This window comes from Caulobacter sp. (genome assembly GCF_017744445.1).
Taxonomy (GTDB): domain Bacteria; phylum Pseudomonadota; class Alphaproteobacteria; order Caulobacterales; family Caulobacteraceae; genus Caulobacter.
Genome location: NZ_JAGIBH010000170.1, coordinates 62878 through 78963, shown reverse-complemented (window position 1 = coordinate 78963; position 16086 = coordinate 62878). Strand labels below are relative to the sequence as shown.

Annotated in this window: 14 protein-coding genes; 6 read left to right on the top strand and 8 right to left on the bottom strand. The window is 68.2% G+C overall.

From position 1 onward, the window contains the following. Positions 1–168 precede the first annotated feature (168 nt). Together J7528_RS25565 and J7528_RS25560 are read left to right on the top strand one after the other, a co-directional pair. On the top strand, positions 169–459 hold the full coding sequence (locus tag J7528_RS25565) for a hypothetical protein (protein ID WP_291880471.1): 291 nt from the start codon (positions 169–171) through the stop codon (positions 457–459). 184 nt (positions 460–643) lie between these two features. Further along, positions 644–2704 carry a TonB-dependent receptor gene (locus J7528_RS25560; protein WP_291880469.1) on the top strand — a complete coding sequence of 687 codons (2061 nt, stop codon included), beginning with the start codon at positions 644–646 and terminating at the stop codon, positions 2702–2704. Between the two features lie 3 nt (positions 2705–2707). Here the strand turns inward: J7528_RS25560 and pgi are convergent, their stop codons facing one another. Then, on the bottom strand, positions 2708–4327 hold the full coding sequence (gene pgi, locus J7528_RS25555) for a glucose-6-phosphate isomerase (protein ID WP_291880468.1): 1620 nt from the start codon (positions 4325–4327) through the stop codon (positions 2708–2710). A gap of 103 nt (positions 4328–4430) precedes the next feature. On the opposite strand from pgi, the gene J7528_RS25550 reads away from it, so the two are divergent. Further along, the gene (locus tag J7528_RS25550) at positions 4431–4925 is read left to right on the top strand and encodes a hypothetical protein (protein WP_291880466.1); all 495 of its coding nucleotides are present in this window, start codon (positions 4431–4433) and stop codon (positions 4923–4925) included. Positions 4926–4972: 47 nt separating this feature from the next. On the opposite strand, the gene J7528_RS25545 is transcribed toward J7528_RS25550, so the two are convergent. Continuing rightward, positions 4973–5575: a thioredoxin family protein gene (locus tag J7528_RS25545; protein ID WP_291880464.1), complete on the bottom strand. Its 603-nt coding sequence runs from the start codon at positions 5573–5575 to the stop codon at positions 4973–4975. Positions 5576–5748: 173 nt separating this feature from the next. Between J7528_RS25545 and J7528_RS25540 the strand changes: the two genes are divergently transcribed. Further along, positions 5749–6480 (top strand): DUF1353 domain-containing protein, encoded by a 732-nt coding sequence (locus J7528_RS25540; RefSeq protein WP_291880462.1) that lies wholly within the window; start codon positions 5749–5751, stop codon positions 6478–6480. A 163-nt stretch (positions 6481–6643) separates the two neighbouring features. On the opposite strand, the gene J7528_RS25535 is transcribed toward J7528_RS25540, so the two are convergent. Beyond that, on the bottom strand, positions 6644–8797 hold the full coding sequence (locus J7528_RS25535) for a thioredoxin family protein (RefSeq protein WP_291880460.1): 2154 nt from the start codon (positions 8795–8797) through the stop codon (positions 6644–6646). A gap of 120 nt (positions 8798–8917) precedes the next feature. Between J7528_RS25535 and J7528_RS25530 the strand changes: the two genes are divergently transcribed. After that, complete coding sequence (locus J7528_RS25530) at positions 8918–9310, top strand: acyl dehydratase (RefSeq protein ID WP_291880459.1); 393 nt, start codon at positions 8918–8920, stop codon at positions 9308–9310. A gap of 60 nt (positions 9311–9370) precedes the next feature. Here J7528_RS25530 and J7528_RS25525 read toward each other — a convergent pair whose 3' ends face one another. Together J7528_RS25525 and J7528_RS25520 are read right to left on the bottom strand one after the other, a co-directional pair. After that, complete coding sequence (locus tag J7528_RS25525; protein WP_291880457.1) at positions 9371–10153, bottom strand: SapC family protein; 783 nt, start codon at positions 10151–10153, stop codon at positions 9371–9373. A gap of 269 nt (positions 10154–10422) precedes the next feature. Next, positions 10423–12468, bottom strand: a complete 2046-nt coding sequence (locus J7528_RS25520; protein ID WP_291880455.1) for a TonB-dependent receptor — start codon at positions 12466–12468, stop codon at positions 10423–10425. 147 nt (positions 12469–12615) lie between these two features. On the opposite strand from J7528_RS25520, the gene J7528_RS25515 reads away from it, so the two are divergent. Further along, positions 12616–13452: a phosphatase PAP2 family protein gene (locus J7528_RS25515; RefSeq protein WP_291880453.1), complete on the top strand. Its 837-nt coding sequence runs from the start codon at positions 12616–12618 to the stop codon at positions 13450–13452. 151 nt (positions 13453–13603) lie between these two features. Here the strand turns inward: J7528_RS25515 and J7528_RS25510 are convergent, their stop codons facing one another. The 3 genes from J7528_RS25510 to J7528_RS25500 are packed head-to-tail and all read right to left on the bottom strand — an operon-like array spanning position 13604 to position 16017. Next, entirely contained in the window at positions 13604–14131 is a 528-nt protein-coding gene (locus tag J7528_RS25510; protein ID WP_291880452.1) for a GNAT family N-acetyltransferase, read from the bottom strand. Then, the gene (gene aguB / locus J7528_RS25505) at positions 14131–15009 is read right to left on the bottom strand and encodes an N-carbamoylputrescine amidase (RefSeq protein WP_291880450.1); all 879 of its coding nucleotides are present in this window, start codon (positions 15007–15009) and stop codon (positions 14131–14133) included. The genes J7528_RS25510 and aguB overlap by 1 nt, the downstream gene beginning before the upstream one ends. Continuing rightward, entirely contained in the window at positions 15010–16017 is a 1008-nt protein-coding gene (locus J7528_RS25500; protein WP_291880448.1) for an agmatine deiminase family protein, read from the bottom strand. Positions 16018–16086: the final 69 nt, after the last annotated feature.

Sequence of the window (16086 nt, the reverse complement as noted above, 5' to 3'; positions counted from 1 at the left end):
CCCCACCTGACCTGCTTGCGCAGGTCTGTCCGCCCCCAAGCGGGGCGGAGAGGGAACGCACCGCGCCGTGCCGGGGCGAAAGACCTCTCTCCTCCCCCGTCTGGGGGAGGGGGACCGGCGAAGCCGGTGGAGGGGTCAGCGCCGGCCCATCAATCAGGAGAGAAACACATGCCCAAGTCCAAACCCCCGCGCCGCAAGCGCCTGCGCCACATCGTCAGCAAGACCCGGTCGTTCCTCGACTTCTACGACGAGCTGGAGCGCCTCACCGAGCGCGCCGCGCGCGAGGCCGAGGCGCTGGCCGACAAGGTTCCGCCCGAGGAGCTGGCGGCCATGCGGGCGACCTGCGCCGAGAACCGGCGGATATTCGCCGAAGGCCGGGCCGAGCTGCTGGCGCCCAGCCGCACGCCGGTGATGGACCGGCTGGTGACGGAAGCCCGGCGGCGTGCTCGCCAGGGCTGACCTATACACCAATTGTTAAGTCAAACCCGCATTGCACCCAGACTTATCCACAAACGCCAGCAGTCGAAGCAGCGTCAGCAGATGAACCCGATGTAATCTGACATCGAAGTAACCTACATTTCCGGCTTGTAACTTGAGATGAACGGGCGTGGCGTCCAGACCTCTCCTCACTGAGGGGATACCAGTGATGACCAAGTCCATTCTGCTGGCCACGTCGGCCACGATGCTGCTGCTCGCCGGTACGGCGCATGCTGGCGAGACGACCCAGACTCCGGAACAGGTCGCCGCGCCTCCCGTGGCCGCGCCCGCCGCGACGGGCCTGCTGGTGTTCCAGCCCGAGTTCTTCGCCGCCCAGCGTCCGAACACGGCGCTGGACATGGTCGATCGGGTGCCGGGCTTCGACGTGGACGACGGTTCGGGCGCGCGCGGCTTCGAGGGCGCGGTCGGCAACATCCTGATCAACGGCAGCCGCCCGGCGTCGAAGAACGACACCGGCTCGAACGTGCTGTCGCGCACGCCGGCCGATCGCGTCGACCATATCGAGCTGATCCGCGGCGGCGTCCCGGGCGTCGACATGCAGGGCTATGCCGTCGTCGTGAACGTGGTGCTGAAGAAGGGCGTCAGCCACCAGCAGATCCTGACGCTGAACTCGGTGAACTTCGATGGCGGCCACGACATCTATGGCGGCAGCTACCAGTTCACCTCGACCAATGGCGACAAGAGCTGGGGCGTGACGCTCAGCGACGGCACCGGCATGAGCGACAGCAACGGCGTGGGCCGCAACGTCCGCCACGACGGCACGGGCAAGCTGATCCGCGACGAGGCCTTCATCAATGACGGCTGGGGCGGCGGGCGCTCGATCCGCGGCAACTTCACCGGCCCGGTGGCCGGCGGCAAGCTGGAGGCCACGGCCCGCTACGGCGTCAACGACTGGCAGGAATGGCAGGAGCTGTCCTCGCCCGTCGCCTTCCGCCGCAGCGCCTATGCCGAGGAGAGCCATTCGGCCGAGCTGGGTTTGACCTACACCCGGCCGCTGGCCCCGAAGTGGAACCTGGAAACCCGCGCCATCCACAGCTTCGAGAACTTCGACAACGTCTCGACCAGCGACCAGACCCTGTCGGGGGTCAAGGATCCGCAACAGCGCTTTGTGGCCGATGGCGACAGCTCGGAGTCGATCGTGCGCGGCCTGGTCCGCTACGAGTTCTCCAAGGCCCTGACGCTGGAGGCCGGCGCCGAGGGCGCCTACAACATGCTGGACGTGAAGCAGGCCTACAGCGTCGGCGGCGCGGCCGTGGCCCTGCCCAGCGCGTCGGTGAAGGTCGAGGAGCTGCGCGGCGAGGCCTTCACCAAGGCGACCTGGCGGGTGAACCCCAAGCTGACCCTGGAGGGCGGCCTGCGGCTGGAGACCTCGACGATCAAGCAGTCGGGCGATGCGTCCAACAAGGAGAGCTTCTTCTACGCCAAGCCGCGCTTCCAGGCGACCTGGACGCCCAAGGCCAACAACCAGTTCCGCTTCCGGTTCGAGCGCGAGCTGGGCCAGCTGGACTTCAACGACTTCGCCGCCTCGTCCGACCTGGACGACAGCACCGTCTATGGCGGCAATGTCGACCTCAAGCCCGAGCAGCGCTGGATCACCGAGGTCAGCTATGAGCGCCGCTTCTGGGGCGAGGGCATCGTCTCGGTCGCGTACCGCCACGACGAGATCATCGGCGTGATCGACCGCCTGCCGCTGCCGGGCGGCCTGTCGGCGACGGGCAATATCGGCGACGCGACCCTGGACAAGCTGTCGGTCAATATCGTCATCCCGGTCGACAAGTTCGGCATCAAGGGCGGCCGCTTCACGTTCAAGAACGACTGGAACGAGACGCACGTGAAGGACCCGACGACGGGCAAGGACCGGCCGATCTCGGGCATCCGTCCGACCCAGGCCAATATCGGCTTCACCCAGGACCTGCTGAAGTACAAGACCCAGTGGGGCATCAACTGGCTGCCGCTGCTGGGCCAGGGCACCTATGACGTCGACCAGACCAATGTCTGGCGCGGCTCGGCCTATTACGAGGCCTTCGCCGAGTACAAGCCGACCCCGACCCTGGCGATCCGCGCCCAGCTGAACCTGTGGGACGACTTCACCATCCGCCGCACGGTCTTCGCCAACCGCGCGACGGACCGGGCCGTGGCCTATGTCGAGGACCGCGACATCAACCCGCGGACGTTTGTGAGCCTGCGGGTGCGGAAGACCTTCTAGCGGCTACTTCTTCAGCCGCTGGATCAAGGCCGTGGTCGACGGGTCATGCTGGCCCGTCGCGCCGCTCTCGAGTTCGGGCAGGATGCGGCCCGCCATCACCTTGCCCAGCTCGACGCCCCACTGGTCGAAGCTGTTGATCCGCCAGATCACGCCTTCGACGAAGGTCTTGTGCTCGTAGAGGGCGATCAGGGCGCCGAAGGTCCGGGGCGTCAGGCGCTCCAGGACCACCAGGGTCGACGGACGGTTGCCGGCGAAGGTGCGCTGGGGCGCCAGGGTCGCGATCTCGGCTTCGGAGACGCCCTTGGCTTTCAGCTCGGCGACCACATCTTCCGTGGCGCGACCGACCATGAAGGCCTCGGCCTGGGCGAGGAGGTTCGAGAGCAGTTTCTCGTGCATGCCGGCCGGGCCTTCGTCCGATTTGGCGACGCCGATCAGCTCCATGGGCGTGATGTCCGTGCCCTGGTGCATGCACTGGAAATAGGCGTGCTGGACGTTGGTGCCCTCGTCGCCGAACACCACCGTCGCCGTACCTCGGGCGGCGGGCTGGCCGTTCGGGCCGACCGACTTGCCGTTGGACTCCATCTCCAACTGCTGGAGGAACGAGGCCAGGCGGCGCAGGCGGTGCGAATAGGGCACGACCGAGCGGGCGCGACGGTCCAGGCCGTTGCGGTTGAAGATCTGGGCCAGGGCGACCAGGACCGGGGCGTTCTTCTCCAGCGGCGCGCTGCGGAAGTGCTCGTCCATGGCCGCGCCACCGTCCAGGAAGCCCTGGAAGACGTCCCAGCCGCAGGCGACGGCGACCGACAGGCTGACGGAGGACCACAAGGAATAGCGACCGCCGACCCAGTCCCAGAAGCCGAACACCCGCTCGTTCGGCACGCCGAACGCGGCGGTCTTGTCCAGCGCGGTCGAGATGGCGGCCAGGTGCTGATTGGCGCCGCTCTCGCCCAGGGCCTCGACCAGCCAGGCGCGGGCGGCGCTGGCATTGGCCAGGGTCTCCTGCGTCGTGAAGGTCTTGGAGACGACGATGACCAGGGTCTCTTCGGGATCCATGTCGGCCGTGGTCAGGGCGAACTCGGCGCCGTCGACATTGGCGATGAAACGCAGGTCGATGCTGGGCTTCATGGGGCGCAGAGCGTCCCACAGCAGGCGGGGACCCAGGTCGCTGCCGCCGATGCCGATGTGCAGGATGGCCTTGAACGGCTTGCCGGTCGCGCCCTTGATTTCGCCCGAACGGACGGCGTCGGCGAAGGCCTTCATCCGGACGCGGACGGCGTCGACATCGGCCATCACCGGCTGGCCCAGGGCCTTGAAGTCAGCGTCCGCCGGAGCCCGCAGCGCGGTATGCAGCACGGCGCGGCCTTCCGACGAATTGATCGCCTCGCCGCCGAACATCCGGGCCCGGGCGCCTTCGACATCGGCCGCGTGGGCCAGGTCGAGGGCGGCTTCCAGGCCGGCTTCGTCCCAGGCTTGCTTGGAGAGATCGAGATGCAGGCCGGCGACGTCCAGGGTCAGGGCGGACAGACGACCCGGCTCGTGGTCGAAGAACTCGACGATGCGCTTCTCCCCGGCGGCCTTGGCGGCGTCTTCCAGGCGGTTCCAGGCGGTGTCGAGGTCGGCCATGCAGAGACGTCCTTTTGGTAAATCGGTGTTTACGCGAAGCGGCTTATCAAACGGCTGCCGCCACGTCATGGCAGACCAATGACGTTTTTTGCGGGAGTAGCCCATGTCCTGCGACGCCGTCGCCTTTTCCGCCATGCTCTGGATGGCTTCGTTCAATCCGGGGCAGGCCGCAGGCCCGGCTCCAGCCGTGGCGCAGCAGCCCGTGATCCCGCAATCGGTCGCCGGCGAGCCGCTGTTCATGGACATCGTCAAGCGGGCCAAGCAACTGAAAGCGCAGACCGAAGCCTACCGTCAGGCGCTGGCCAAGGCCGACCCGACCGCTGCGGCGCTGAAGCTGAAAAGCTTCGACGGCTTCTCGGCCCAGATCGCCGACCTCTCGGCGCTGGACATGAAGGGCCACGTGACGCTGAAGGAGCGCGGCGCCGTCGACGATCTCAAGTGCATCCTGCGCGGCATCAGCCAGGACCTGCCCGAGAAACTGACCGCCGTCGGCGCGGCCACGACCATCAAGGCCCAGGACCTGGCCCTGCGCGACATGGTCTATCTGCTGAACGACAATGTCGAAGTGATCACCGCGCCGCCGCAGCCGGCGGCTTAACCCACCCCCGTCTCCCCGGCGAAGGCCGGGAAAACGGGGGTTTGGGATCAAGCGTCCTTGTACTTCACCGAGCAGCCGTAGGGCGTCTCGAACGGCGTCGCCACCTTGCGGCCGGCCTTGACGTCGGCCAGGGCGGCGGCGACCAGGTTCTTGGCCTTGCCCAGGTCCTCGACCTTGCTGGTCGGGATATTGTCGATCGCGCCCTCGTAGACGACCGCGCCGGTCTTATCGATGACGAACATGTGCGGCGTGGTCTTGGCCTTGTAGAGCGTCGCCACCTTGTTATCGCCGTCCAGCAACAGGGCCGTCGGCCTGGCGCCCTTGGCTTCCATCCAGGTCTTGGCGGCGGGCGCGTCGAAATAGCCCTGCTTGCCGGGGGCCGACGAGGCGATGGTCAGCCACACCACGCCGTCGGCGCGGGCGGCCTGCTGCAGGCCCTGCATGTTCCCCGAATAGTGCTTCTTCACATACGGGCAGCCTTCGTTGACCCACTCCAGCACCACGGTCTTGCCGCGGAATTCCGACAGCGAGCGGGTCTTGCCGTCGGCGTCGACGGCGGTGAACTCAGGCGCGGGCTTGGCGTGCGCCAAGGTCGGAACGAGCGCGGTCAAAGGCAGACCAGCGGCGACGAGGCGGCGAGTGATCGACATGTCGGTTCTCCAGCTTCGAGGGTTCCCCCGGCGGCACCATCTCATGGATCGACGGTTTGCGAAACGGTCGCAGAACAATACGCGTATGCGTCGAAACTTCGCCATTCTTGCTTGATCCAAGAGAGCCCGACGCCCAGAACGTCTGCATCCTCCTCCCCTGCTCTCCTCGCTCGATGTCCCGCACCAAGACCCTCGCCGCCGTCATCGGCTCCGGCCTGCTCCTGGCGGCCTGCGCCACCGAGACGAACACCACCGTCTTCGTGCCGGTCGTCGCGCCCACGCCGCCCAGCTCGCTGACGCCGCAGCCGATCATGCTGTTCAACCAGACCAAGGACGGCCGCAAGCTGTTCACGCTGGACGCCGAGTTCCCCTATTGCGACGTCGAGACGGGCAAGGTGATCGTGGTGCCGCGCTGGTACGTCACCGACTTCGCCAGCGTGCCCTGGTACGGCCAGGGCTTCGTCGATCCGCAGGGCCCGACGGCCCGCGCGGCCATCGTCCACGACTGGCTCTACACGATCGGCGAGCCCGGCAAGCGCGAGGAAGCCGACGCCATCTTCCTGCGGGCGATGATCCGTTACGGGGTGACGCCGTTCCAGGCGAACCTGGCCTACCAAGCCGTGCGGCTGGGCGGCGAGAAGGGCTACGGCCTGCCGACCGACTGGCGCTTCGTCGACCCCAAGCGCCAGAACCTCATGCAGTTCGCGCCCTTCGCCAAGCCGCGCACCGGCATGGTCCGCTACCTGCCCAAGTGCCAGGGCTTCAACCAGCTGATCCAGACCGGCTGGCGCGCCTATCCGATCAAGGTCGAGACGCCCGTGATCCCGCCGCCGGTCGTCGTCACCAAGACGCCGATCGACAAGGTCAAGGAACGGCTGCCGTTCGGCGGCGACAAGAAGAAGTAATTCCCTCGTTTGCTTTCCTCGCCCTTGTGGCGAGGACCCATGGGTCAGCTTGGCTCGCCCCCGACGAACGAGCGCGGCGCTCGCTGACGCGCAACGGCTGACGTCGCGCCCGCGGAACGATGGGCCCCAGGCACAAGGCCTAGGGAGGCAATCTGGGTAGCCTCTACTGCCCCGCCTTCTCGATCGCCTCGATCACCAGGCCCTCGGTCAGCAGCTGGGGCAGGATGACCGGCTGGCCGCCGTTCTTGGGATAGACCACGTACAGCGGCACGCCCACGCGGTTGAACTGCGCCAGGGCCTTGGCGATGACCGGGTCACGATTGGTCCAGTCGGCCTTCAGATAGACGGCGTTCTGGGCCTTGAAGGCGTCGGCGACCTTCGAACCCGACAGCGCCACCTTCTCGTTGACCTGGCAGGTCACGCACCAGGCGGCGGTGAAGTCGACGAGCACCGGACGGCCGGCGGCTTGCAGTTCCTTGACCTTCTCGGGCGACCAGACCTCGGCGGCCAGGCCGGGACCGGTCGACGTCTCGGCCGACGTCGCGGCGGCGGTCGGCGGCGCGGCGTGCAAGGCGCCGACGGTCGCGATGGCGATGGCCAGGCCCAGCGACAGCAGGGCGACCAGGATCGAGACCAGGGCCGGCTTGCCAGAAGCCCGGCGCTCTTGACCCAGGCCATAGAGCCAGGCCCCGAAGGCGGCCAGCACGCCGGCGGCCAGCAGGTGCGCCAGCGACAGCGGACCCGACTGCTGGGCGAACACCCAGACCAGCCACAGGGCCGCGCCATACATCGGGAAGGCCAAGCCCTTCTTCAGCACGTCCATCCAGGCGCCCGGACGCGGCAGCAGCTTCAGGAGCCCGGGGATGAAGGCCACGGCCACGAACGGCGCGGCGAAACCCAGGGCCAGGGCCAGGAACACCGCCAGCGAGATGACGGCCGGCTGGGTCAGGGCATAGCCCAGCGCGCCAGCCATGAACGGCGCGGTGCACGGAGCGGCCACGACGACGGCCAGGGCGCCGGTGAAGAAGGCCCCGGTCGCGCCGCCCTGGGCCGAAGCGCCCGAGCCGACGTTCTGCACCGAGGTCCCGATCTCGAAGACGCCCGACATGTTCAGGGCCACCAGCAACATCAGCAAGGCCAGACCCGCGATGACGACCGGCGACTGCAGCTGGAAGCCCCAGCCCACCGCCGCGCCGCCGGCCCGCACGGCCAGCAGCAGGCCGGCCAGGGCCAGGAAGGTGGCGACGACGCCCAACAGGAACACCAGGCCCTGCAAGCGGGTCTTGCCGGCGTCGTGGGCATGGCCGGCCAGGCTGGCGGCCTTCATCGACAGCACGGGGAAGACGCACGGCATCAGGTTCAGGATCAGCCCGCCCAGGAAGGCGAAGACCAGGGCCCCGACCAGACCGCCGGAGGTCCCGGTCGCCGGCGCGGTCTCGGCGGCGGGCGCGCCCAGCCCACCGGCCGCAGCGGGCGGCTCGCCTGCCGTGGCGGTGACCTCCCAGGCCCCGGCCTTGGTGGCGATCACGCCTTGCAGCTCGGCCGGAGGCGTGCCGCCGCCAACGAAGTCGTAGCCCGGCTTCAGGGTCAGGGTCAGGCCCTCGGGACCACGATCGATGACCTGCTCGGCGGCATGCTCGATAACCTTGGGCGAATAGGGGAAGAAATAGGCCCCGGCCATGTCGGCGCCCTTCAGCGGACCGCCGGTGACGGCCAGCTTCAGGCTCTGGCCGTCCAGCTTGAACACCGCCTTGAGGCCCGCCGGCTTGGGCGCCTTGGCCAGAACGTCGGCGACTACCGGACCCCACCTGGGATCGGCGCCCGCCGCGCCGGCCACGACCGGCAGCAGCAGGGTCAGCTTGGCGTCCTCGGGCACACAGACCTGTTCGCAGACCAGGTACTGCACGGCGGCATTCAGGCTGATCGTCGCGCCCACCGGGGCGTCGGCCGGGGCGCTGATCGGCACCGGGATGAAGACCTCGCCCTCATAGGCGTAGTCGAGCAACGGACCGAGCTTGGCCTTCTGCGGCGTCGGCCAGACCATGTCGCCGGCGCTCCAGCCCTGCGGCAGGGTCCAGGCGATCTTGGTCGCCTCGCCCGCGTCGCCGGGATTGCGCCAATAGGTGTGCCAGCCGGGAATGATCTTCTGGCGCAGGGCCACATAGATCGTGCCGCCCGGCGCGATGCCGCTCTCCTGGGCGACCAGCTCGGACTCGATGTGCCCGGAATTGACCACGGGACCCGCGAGCGCGGCGCCGGCCAACAAGGTCGCCGCCAACAAGGCTTGCAGGGCGAGAACGGCTCTCTTGAGGAACATGAGCGGATCCGAGGGGAGGAAAACGACGGCGGACGAACACATGGCCCGCCAACGGCGGCTCGACAATGGCCAAGGCGCGGTCGACAGTCGATTAGGGAATCATCCGGAGACGAGACGCCCATGCCCGCCGCCTTCGACGACATCGAGATAGGCCAGGTCGTGAACCTGGGCTCGCGCGCCGTCGACGAGAGGGCGCTGGAGGCGTTCATCACCGCCTTCACCCCCGGCTGGCCCGTCGAGAACGGCGCTCCCGACGGCATGGTCTTCGCGATCTGGACCCGCCTGGATGTCGAGGCCAGCGCCGCCTGGCCCCAGACCAAGCGCCTGGGCGTCGACGCCCTGCGCTGGATGCGCAACCCGCCCGTCGGCGAACTGCTGCGCGGCCGCATGACCGTGATGGGCAAGGACCCGGTCGGCGAAGGCAAGGGCATCGTCATCGCCCAGCACGACCTGCTCGACGAGGCCGGGCGCCTGGTCTTCTCGTGCCTGACCCGCAGCATCTTCGCGCGATAAAAGAAAAGGGCGGCGGAGCCGAAGCCCCGCCGCCCTCTCGTCTTCAGCTGAAGCCGAACCTTAGTTCACGGCGCCGGTTTGCGCCTGCAGCAGCATGGTCTTGTTGATCAGGCGATCCCAACCCAGCAGCGACACCAGGTGCGCATAGATCTGGGCCAGGGCGCCGTTTTCCTGCAGTTCCTTCAGCTTTTCGGCCGACAGGCCGTTCAGCTTCTCTTCCGAGACGCCGAAGTATTCGGCCACGGTGACCGGTTCGCCGTTCGGGGCGCCGGTTTCGTCCTGCGGCTGGAAGATGGCCTTCTTCAGCTCGAACAGGTCGTTGTCCTTCAGGATCTGGACGAACGAGTCCGTGCGGCGACGCTCGACTTCGAAGTCGTCGCAGAACTTGATGCAGTTCTGGGTGTACTCGGTCGGCTCGCCCTTGGCGTCGAACAGCGGGGTGTCGCCCTTGGTCGACAGCAGGTCCGAACCGACATCGATGCAGACGATCAGGCGGTCTTGCGTGTCGTCATTGGCCAGGACGAACGGATAACGGCGGATATAGGCCGGGATGTAGACGTTGGCTTCAACAGCGCCGTCGGCGGTGATGAACAGGTTCTCGGCCTGGTTCAGGCCCATCACGGCCAGCGGCACCTTGTCGTCGCCGGCGAAGATCACCGGGAAGGTCAGGGCGGCCGGAGCGAACTCCGAAACCGTCAGCGGCACGGCCGTGCCGGCGGCGGCGAAGCCATACGGCTTGTCCTTGTGGACCAGGGCCAGTTTGGCGTGCTGCTCGCGATTCAGCGGCTCGGGCGACTTGTAGAACAGAACGTTGCCGGTGATTTCGCCGGAGGACTGGGTCATGAAGAGCTCTACGACAGAATTAGGAACGGACGCTCGAACGCTTCAAGACGACCGCAAAGGCTCGGCGTTCTAGCCGATCCCGTGGAACGCGGCAATCTGGGCCGCTGTCATAGCGGGACTGTAGGGCCCGGATTCATCCCCCGCGCGAGCCGTTAAGCTTGATATCCGCCGTTTCAGGCGAGAAGTCCGGGGCCTGAACAAGGGGGAGGAACGGTCCAGGCCCCGGACCGACGAGACCCCCGGGGCTGCTGGGGGTCTCGCATTCAGGATCAGAAGCGCCAGGCGAAGCCGGCGCGGACCGAGCGGCCCGGCGAGGGCGCGAAGTCCTTCAGGAACGAGGCGTGCTCGCGGATCGTCTCGTTGGTCAGGTTGCGACCGTCGACGAACAGGCGAAGGCCCGAGTCGGCCAGCGGCTTGAACGTGACCATGGCGTTGACCTGGGTGTAGCCGTCGGTCGGCAACTCGAAGGTCGCCGTGCGGTTCTGGCTGGCCACGCGGCGCACCTCGGCCTGGACGTCCAGGCGCGGAGCGCTCCACACCACCCGGCCGGTCAGGGCCCACGGGGGCACGCGGGCCGGGGCGCCGCCCAGGTCGGTCGAGCCGCGCACCCAGTCATAGACGCCTTCCAGCTTCAGCGACTGCTCGCCGCCGCGCCAGGCGACGTAGGAGGCCTCGGCCTCGGCGCCGTGGAACTTGGCGTTGGTCTGGAAGTACTGGAACACCGGCAAGTCGTCCTCGACCGCGCCGGTCGGGGCCTCCTCGATGAAGCCGTCGTACCAGGCGCCCCACAGGTGGCCTTCCAGGCGCAGGCGATCGCCGGTGTAGCGATAGGTCGCCTCCAGCGAGGTCACCTTCTCGGACTTCAGGTCGGCGTCGCCGACCTCGTAGCCGCCGGTGCCGGGGTGCGGGCCGTCGGCGAACAGTTCGAACTCGGTCGGGGCGCGGCCGTTGCGCGACAGGGCCAGTGCCACGAACTGCTTGTCGGCCGGCTTGTAGAACAGGCCCAGCGACGCCGAGACGTTGTCGAATTGCTTGCTGGCGAAGTCGGTCTTCAGCTCGCGAGAATCGAAGCGCAGGCCCGCGTCGACGCCCCAGACGCCGCGGTCCAGGCGCTGCAGGGTGAAGACGCCGTATTCCTTGATGTCGGTCGAGGGCACGAAGGCCTCGTCGCCGATGGCCGAGAAGTGGCGCTCCAGGGCCTGGAAGCCCACCGCGCCCTGCCAGCCGTCGCGCTCCTTCTGGACCAGCTCCAGACGGCCCTCGGTGCCGTCCGACAGGAAGCGGGTGCCGACCTCGCCGTCCTCGACCGAGACCTCGGCGTGCTGGTACTTGGCGTGGCCGACCGACAGGCGGACCTTATCGAAGAGGCCAAGGTCGACGTTCTGCTCGCCGCGCAGGTCGTAGCGGGTCTGCTGCAGGTGGATCGAGACCGGACCTTCCGCATCCGGATCGATCGGAGCCAGCACCTGCAGGTAGGGCACGCCGTAGGTCGTGTCGGTCTTCTTGATCGCCACGCCCAGGAAGCCGCTGTCGTGCACGTAGGAGACGCCGGCGCCATAGGCGTCCATCTCGACGTCGGTGTTCTTGACGGTCTTGTCCGGGTCCGGGGTCAGGCCGTCGCGGTTGGCCAGGCGCGAGGACACCGGCGCGGTCGGGACGCTGTAATCACTGCTCTTGCGGTGGTCGGCGTCGATGGCGAAGACCAGCGGGCCCTTGCCGAACTTGGCCGAGCCGTTGATCGACTTGCCGTCGTCGACGGTCGAGGCCGAGCCGGCGATGCGGCCCTCGAAGCCGTTTTCGGCCGGAGTCGAGGGGACGCGCTCGTCGATGATGTTAACCACCCCGCCGATGCCCGAGCCGCCATAGGCCAGGGTCGACGGGCCGCGCAGCACCTCGATGCGCGAGGCCTCGCCCGGATCGGACGCCACGGCGTGGTCGGGCGACAGCGACGAGGCGTCGACCTGGCCGACGCCGTTCTCCAGCACCAGCACGCGCGGACCCGACAGGCCGCGGATCACCGGGCGGCTGGCGCCGGGGCCGTAGAAGGTCGAGCGCAGGCCCGGCTGGCCGTTCAGGGTGTCGCCCAGGCCGGCCGGCGGCAGGACGTCCAGCTTGTCGCGGGTGATGACGTTGACGCTGCTGGTCACGGTGTCCAGCGACACGGCGTAGGGCGCGGCGGTGATGACGACCTTGGAGACCTCCGTGTCGCTTTCCGGCGAATTCGCGGGCGCGGCGGGCGCATCGGCGGCGTGAGCGGAAACGGCGGCGGCGAGCGCGATGAGGCTCGCGGCTGAGAAGGCGACGCGACGGAGCATGAAGGGTCTCTGAAACCACGGAAACTTGGCCGGGGGAGCGGCCGCGAGGAAGTGTTATGAAATAACATATCCGCTCGTCAATCCGCTTTCGCTTGACGCGAGAAATTCCCGCCGCTCTGTGGTCACATGACCTCAGGGACGCACCCCATGACCCGTTTCGTGCTGATCGCCGCCGCGTTGAGCGGCCTGGCGCTGGCCGGCTGTTCCAGCGACGGCCAACCCAGCTTGTTCAAGGCCAATCCGTTCAAGGCTCAAGCGGCCAAGCCGGCCGCCGTCGCCATGACCCCGCCCTCGGCCGGCTGGGTGAAGCCGCCGCCCGGCTACCTGCCGGCCGGGGCGATCGACGCGGCGACCATCATCGGCCCGCCGCCCACGCCCGACAGCCCGCGCGGCAAGGCCGAGCGCGCCCAGTTCGAAGAAACCCGCAAGCTGGTCAACACCGAGACCTGGAGCCGGGCCATCGCCGACGCGGACCTGTCGGGCAAGAACGGCATGAAGGCGTTCTCATGCGCGGCGGGCGTCACGCTCAGCGCCGAGGCGACCCCGACCCTGGCCAGCCTGCTGCTGCGCCTGACCGACGACGCGGCCAAGATCTACCAGCCGGCCAAGAAGGTTTATCAGCGCCCGCGCCCGCCGGTCGGCAACACCGCGCCGATCTGCGTGCCGCGCGAGGACTGGATCAACACCGACGGCTCGTATCCGTCCGGCCACGGCCTGATCGGCTGGGCGTGGGCCTCGGTGATCGCCGAACTGGTTCCGGAGAAGGCCAGCCCGATCCTGGCGCGCGGCAAGGCGTTCGGCGACAGCCGGATCATCTGCGGCGTCCACTTCCAGAGCGACGTCGAGGCGGGCCGTTATCTGGGCGCGGCCCTGGTCACGCGGTTGCATGACGATCCGGGCTTCATGAGCGACCTGGCCAAGGCGCGAGCGGAGGTGGCGGCCTCCAAGGCCAAGGGCGCGCCGGAGGGGTGCCCAGCGGCCTGAGTCATCCCCCATTCCGTCTCCCCGGCGAAAGCCGGGGCCCAGATCCAGCCTGAGCGGCTGGGGTGTTCGCGCCTAGGCTCCGCGACAAAGCGTGAAACGCCCTGGGTTCGATCTGGGCCCCGGCTTTCGCCGGGGAGATCGGTTTTGTGGGTTATGGCTTTGCCACGAACACCACATGCGCCCGCAGCGGATGATCCTCCGCCAGCCCCGGATGATCGAAGTCTCGCGCCGGGTCGTGGATCATCCCGATCCGGCGTATGACCCCTTGCGAGGCCAGGTTCGTGCGCGCCGTGAAGGCGATGATCTCGGGCAGCTTCAAGGCCTCGAAGCCATAGGCCAGCGCCGCTCTGGCCGCTTCGGTGGCGTAGCCCTGGCCCCAGGCCTCGGGATGGAAGCGCCAGCCGATCTCGACCGTGTCCGGCATCTCCATCTCGGGCGGAACCCACCAGACGCCGGTCATGCCGATCAGCCGGCGGTCGGCCTTGCGCTCGACCGCCCAGAAGCCGAAGCCGTGCTGGAACTCATGCGCCTGGACGCGATCGACGAAGGCGTCGCTTTCAGTCCGATCCCGGACGCCGCCCAGCCACGCGCCCACCTGCGGGTGAGCGTTGAGGGCCGCGATCGCGTCCCGATCGGCGTCGACCGCCGGGCGCAATACCAGGCGGTCGGTTGCGATCATCAGGCGGGACGGCCGTTGGCCAGCGCCGTGTAGAACTCCGGCCGGCGGTCGCGGAAGAAGCCCCAGGCGGCGCGGTGCGTCGTCAGGAAGTCCAGGTCGAAGGTCGCATTGACCAGGCCCTCGTCGGCACGGCCCAGCTCGCTGACCAGGTCGCCGCGATGGTCGGCGATGAAGCTCGAGCCATAGAAGGTCTGGCCGCCGTTCGGATAGCCGTCCCACGGCTCGAAGCCGATGCGGTTGGCCCCAATGACGGGGATCACGTTCGAGACGGCGTGACCTTGCATGGCCCGACGCCACGGCAGGGCGGTGTCCAGGCTGGGGTCATGCGGCTCGCTGCCGATGGCGGTCGGATAGAACAGGGCCTCGGCGCCCATCAGCGCCATGGCGCGGGCGCACTCGGGGTACCACTGGTCCCAGCAGATGCCGACGCCCAGGCGGCCAAAGCGCGTATCCCAGACCTTGAAGCCGGTATCGCCGGGCCGGAAATAGTACTTCTCCATATAGCCCGGACCGTCCGGAATATGGCTCTTGCGATAGACGCCCAGCAGCGAGCCATCGGCATCGGCCATGACCAGGCTGTTGAAGTAGTGCGGGCCTTCGCGCTCGAAGATCGAGATCGGGATCACCACGCCCAGCTCGCCGGCCAGCGGCGCGATGGCCTTGACCACCGGATGCTCGCGCCACGGATGGGCCTCCGCGAACCAGCGCTCTTCCTGGGCGACGCAGAAGTACGGTCCCTGGAACAGCTCCGACGGCAGGATGACCTGCGCGCCCTTGGACGCGGCTTCACGGATGAAGTGTTCGGTCTTCTTGATATTGGCCTGCAGATCCATGCCGTACGAGGTCTGGATCGCGGCGACGCTGAGCGTGCGGGCCATTTAGACGGTCTCCGGCTCTTGCTGTGAAATACAATGGAACGACCCGCCGCCGGTCAGGATGGCGGTCGAGGCCAGGCCGATGACCTGGCGCTCGGGGAACAGGCCCTTGATCACCTCGACGGCGAAGGCGCCCGACTCCTCGGCGTAGATCGGCACGATGACCGCCTCGTTGGCGATCAGGAAGTTCATGTGCGAGGCCGGGATCGGTTCGCCGTCCTCGTCCAGGATCTTGCCCGGCGAGGGGATGCGGGCGACCTGCAGCGGGCTGCCGCGGCTGTCGGTCATGCCGGCCAGCAGGCGGGCGGTCTCCGCATAGACGTCCGCGTTCGGATCATCCATGCCATAGGCCATCGGGCAGGCCACGACACCCGGCGCGACGAAGCGGGCCAGGTTGTCGACATGGCCGTCGGTGTGGTCGTTCAGCAGGCCATCGCCCAGCCACAGCACCTTCTTGGCGCCCAGGGCGTCGGCGAGCGCGGACGTGGCCGAGGCCTCGTCCCAGCCGCTGTTGCGGTTGTCGTTGAGCAGGCACTGGCGGGTGGTCAGGATGGTGCCGTTGCCGTCGTGGTCCAGGGCGCCGCCTTCCAGGATGAAGCCGTTGCGGACCAGCGGCGCGCCCGAGGCGGCGGCGATCTGCTCGGCGACGATGTCGTCGCCCTCAAGGCTGTACTTGCCGCCCCAGCCGTTGAACTTGAAGCCGGCGGCGACGGCGGAGCCATCGCGGTCGAAGAAGATCGGGCCGGTGTCGCGCAGCCAGATGTCGCCGAACTGGCCGCGGACGATCTCGACCGACGTGTCGCCGAGCAGCGCCCGCGCGGCGGCCTCGGCCTCGTCACCGACGACCATCAGGCGCACGCGTTCCCCGCCCGGACCAGCCAGGGCGCGGGCCAGGTCGGCCACTTCTGCCTGAGCCTGCTCCAGGTCTTCCTGCCACAGCTCGGCGTGGCTGGGGAAACCCACCCACATGGCGCGATGCGGAGCCCATTCGGCGGGGACGGTGACGGTCATCGATAAGCCCATTGAAGGGGTGAAACGCGAAAGGGGGCGCAGATGGCCCCTTGGGGCCGTCAGGTCAAG

Coding starts and splice junctions, on each gene's coding strand:
- J7528_RS25515 (WP_291880453.1), top strand. CDS start 12,616: ATGACCCGTTTCGTGCTGATCGCCGCCGCGTTGAGCGGCCTGGCGCTG.
- pgi (WP_291880468.1), bottom strand. CDS start 4,327: ATGGCCGACCTCGACACCGCCTGGAACCGCCTGGAAGACGCCGCCAAG.
- J7528_RS25510 (WP_291880452.1), bottom strand. CDS start 14,131: ATGATCGCAACCGACCGCCTGGTATTGCGCCCGGCGGTCGACGCCGAT.
- J7528_RS25545 (WP_291880464.1), bottom strand. CDS start 5,575: ATGTCGATCACTCGCCGCCTCGTCGCCGCTGGTCTGCCTTTGACCGCG.
- J7528_RS25500 (WP_291880448.1), bottom strand. CDS start 16,017: ATGACCGTCACCGTCCCCGCCGAATGGGCTCCGCATCGCGCCATGTGG.
- J7528_RS25550 (WP_291880466.1), top strand. CDS start 4,431: ATGTCCTGCGACGCCGTCGCCTTTTCCGCCATGCTCTGGATGGCTTCG.
- J7528_RS25565 (WP_291880471.1), top strand. CDS start 169: ATGCCCAAGTCCAAACCCCCGCGCCGCAAGCGCCTGCGCCACATCGTC.
- J7528_RS25530 (WP_291880459.1), top strand. CDS start 8,918: ATGCCCGCCGCCTTCGACGACATCGAGATAGGCCAGGTCGTGAACCTG.
- aguB (WP_291880450.1), bottom strand. CDS start 15,009: ATGGCCCGCACGCTCAGCGTCGCCGCGATCCAGACCTCGTACGGCATG.
- J7528_RS25540 (WP_291880462.1), top strand. CDS start 5,749: ATGTCCCGCACCAAGACCCTCGCCGCCGTCATCGGCTCCGGCCTGCTC.
- J7528_RS25525 (WP_291880457.1), bottom strand. CDS start 10,153: ATGACCCAGTCCTCCGGCGAAATCACCGGCAACGTTCTGTTCTACAAG.
- J7528_RS25535 (WP_291880460.1), bottom strand. CDS start 8,797: ATGTTCCTCAAGAGAGCCGTTCTCGCCCTGCAAGCCTTGTTGGCGGCG.
- J7528_RS25520 (WP_291880455.1), bottom strand. CDS start 12,468: ATGCTCCGTCGCGTCGCCTTCTCAGCCGCGAGCCTCATCGCGCTCGCC.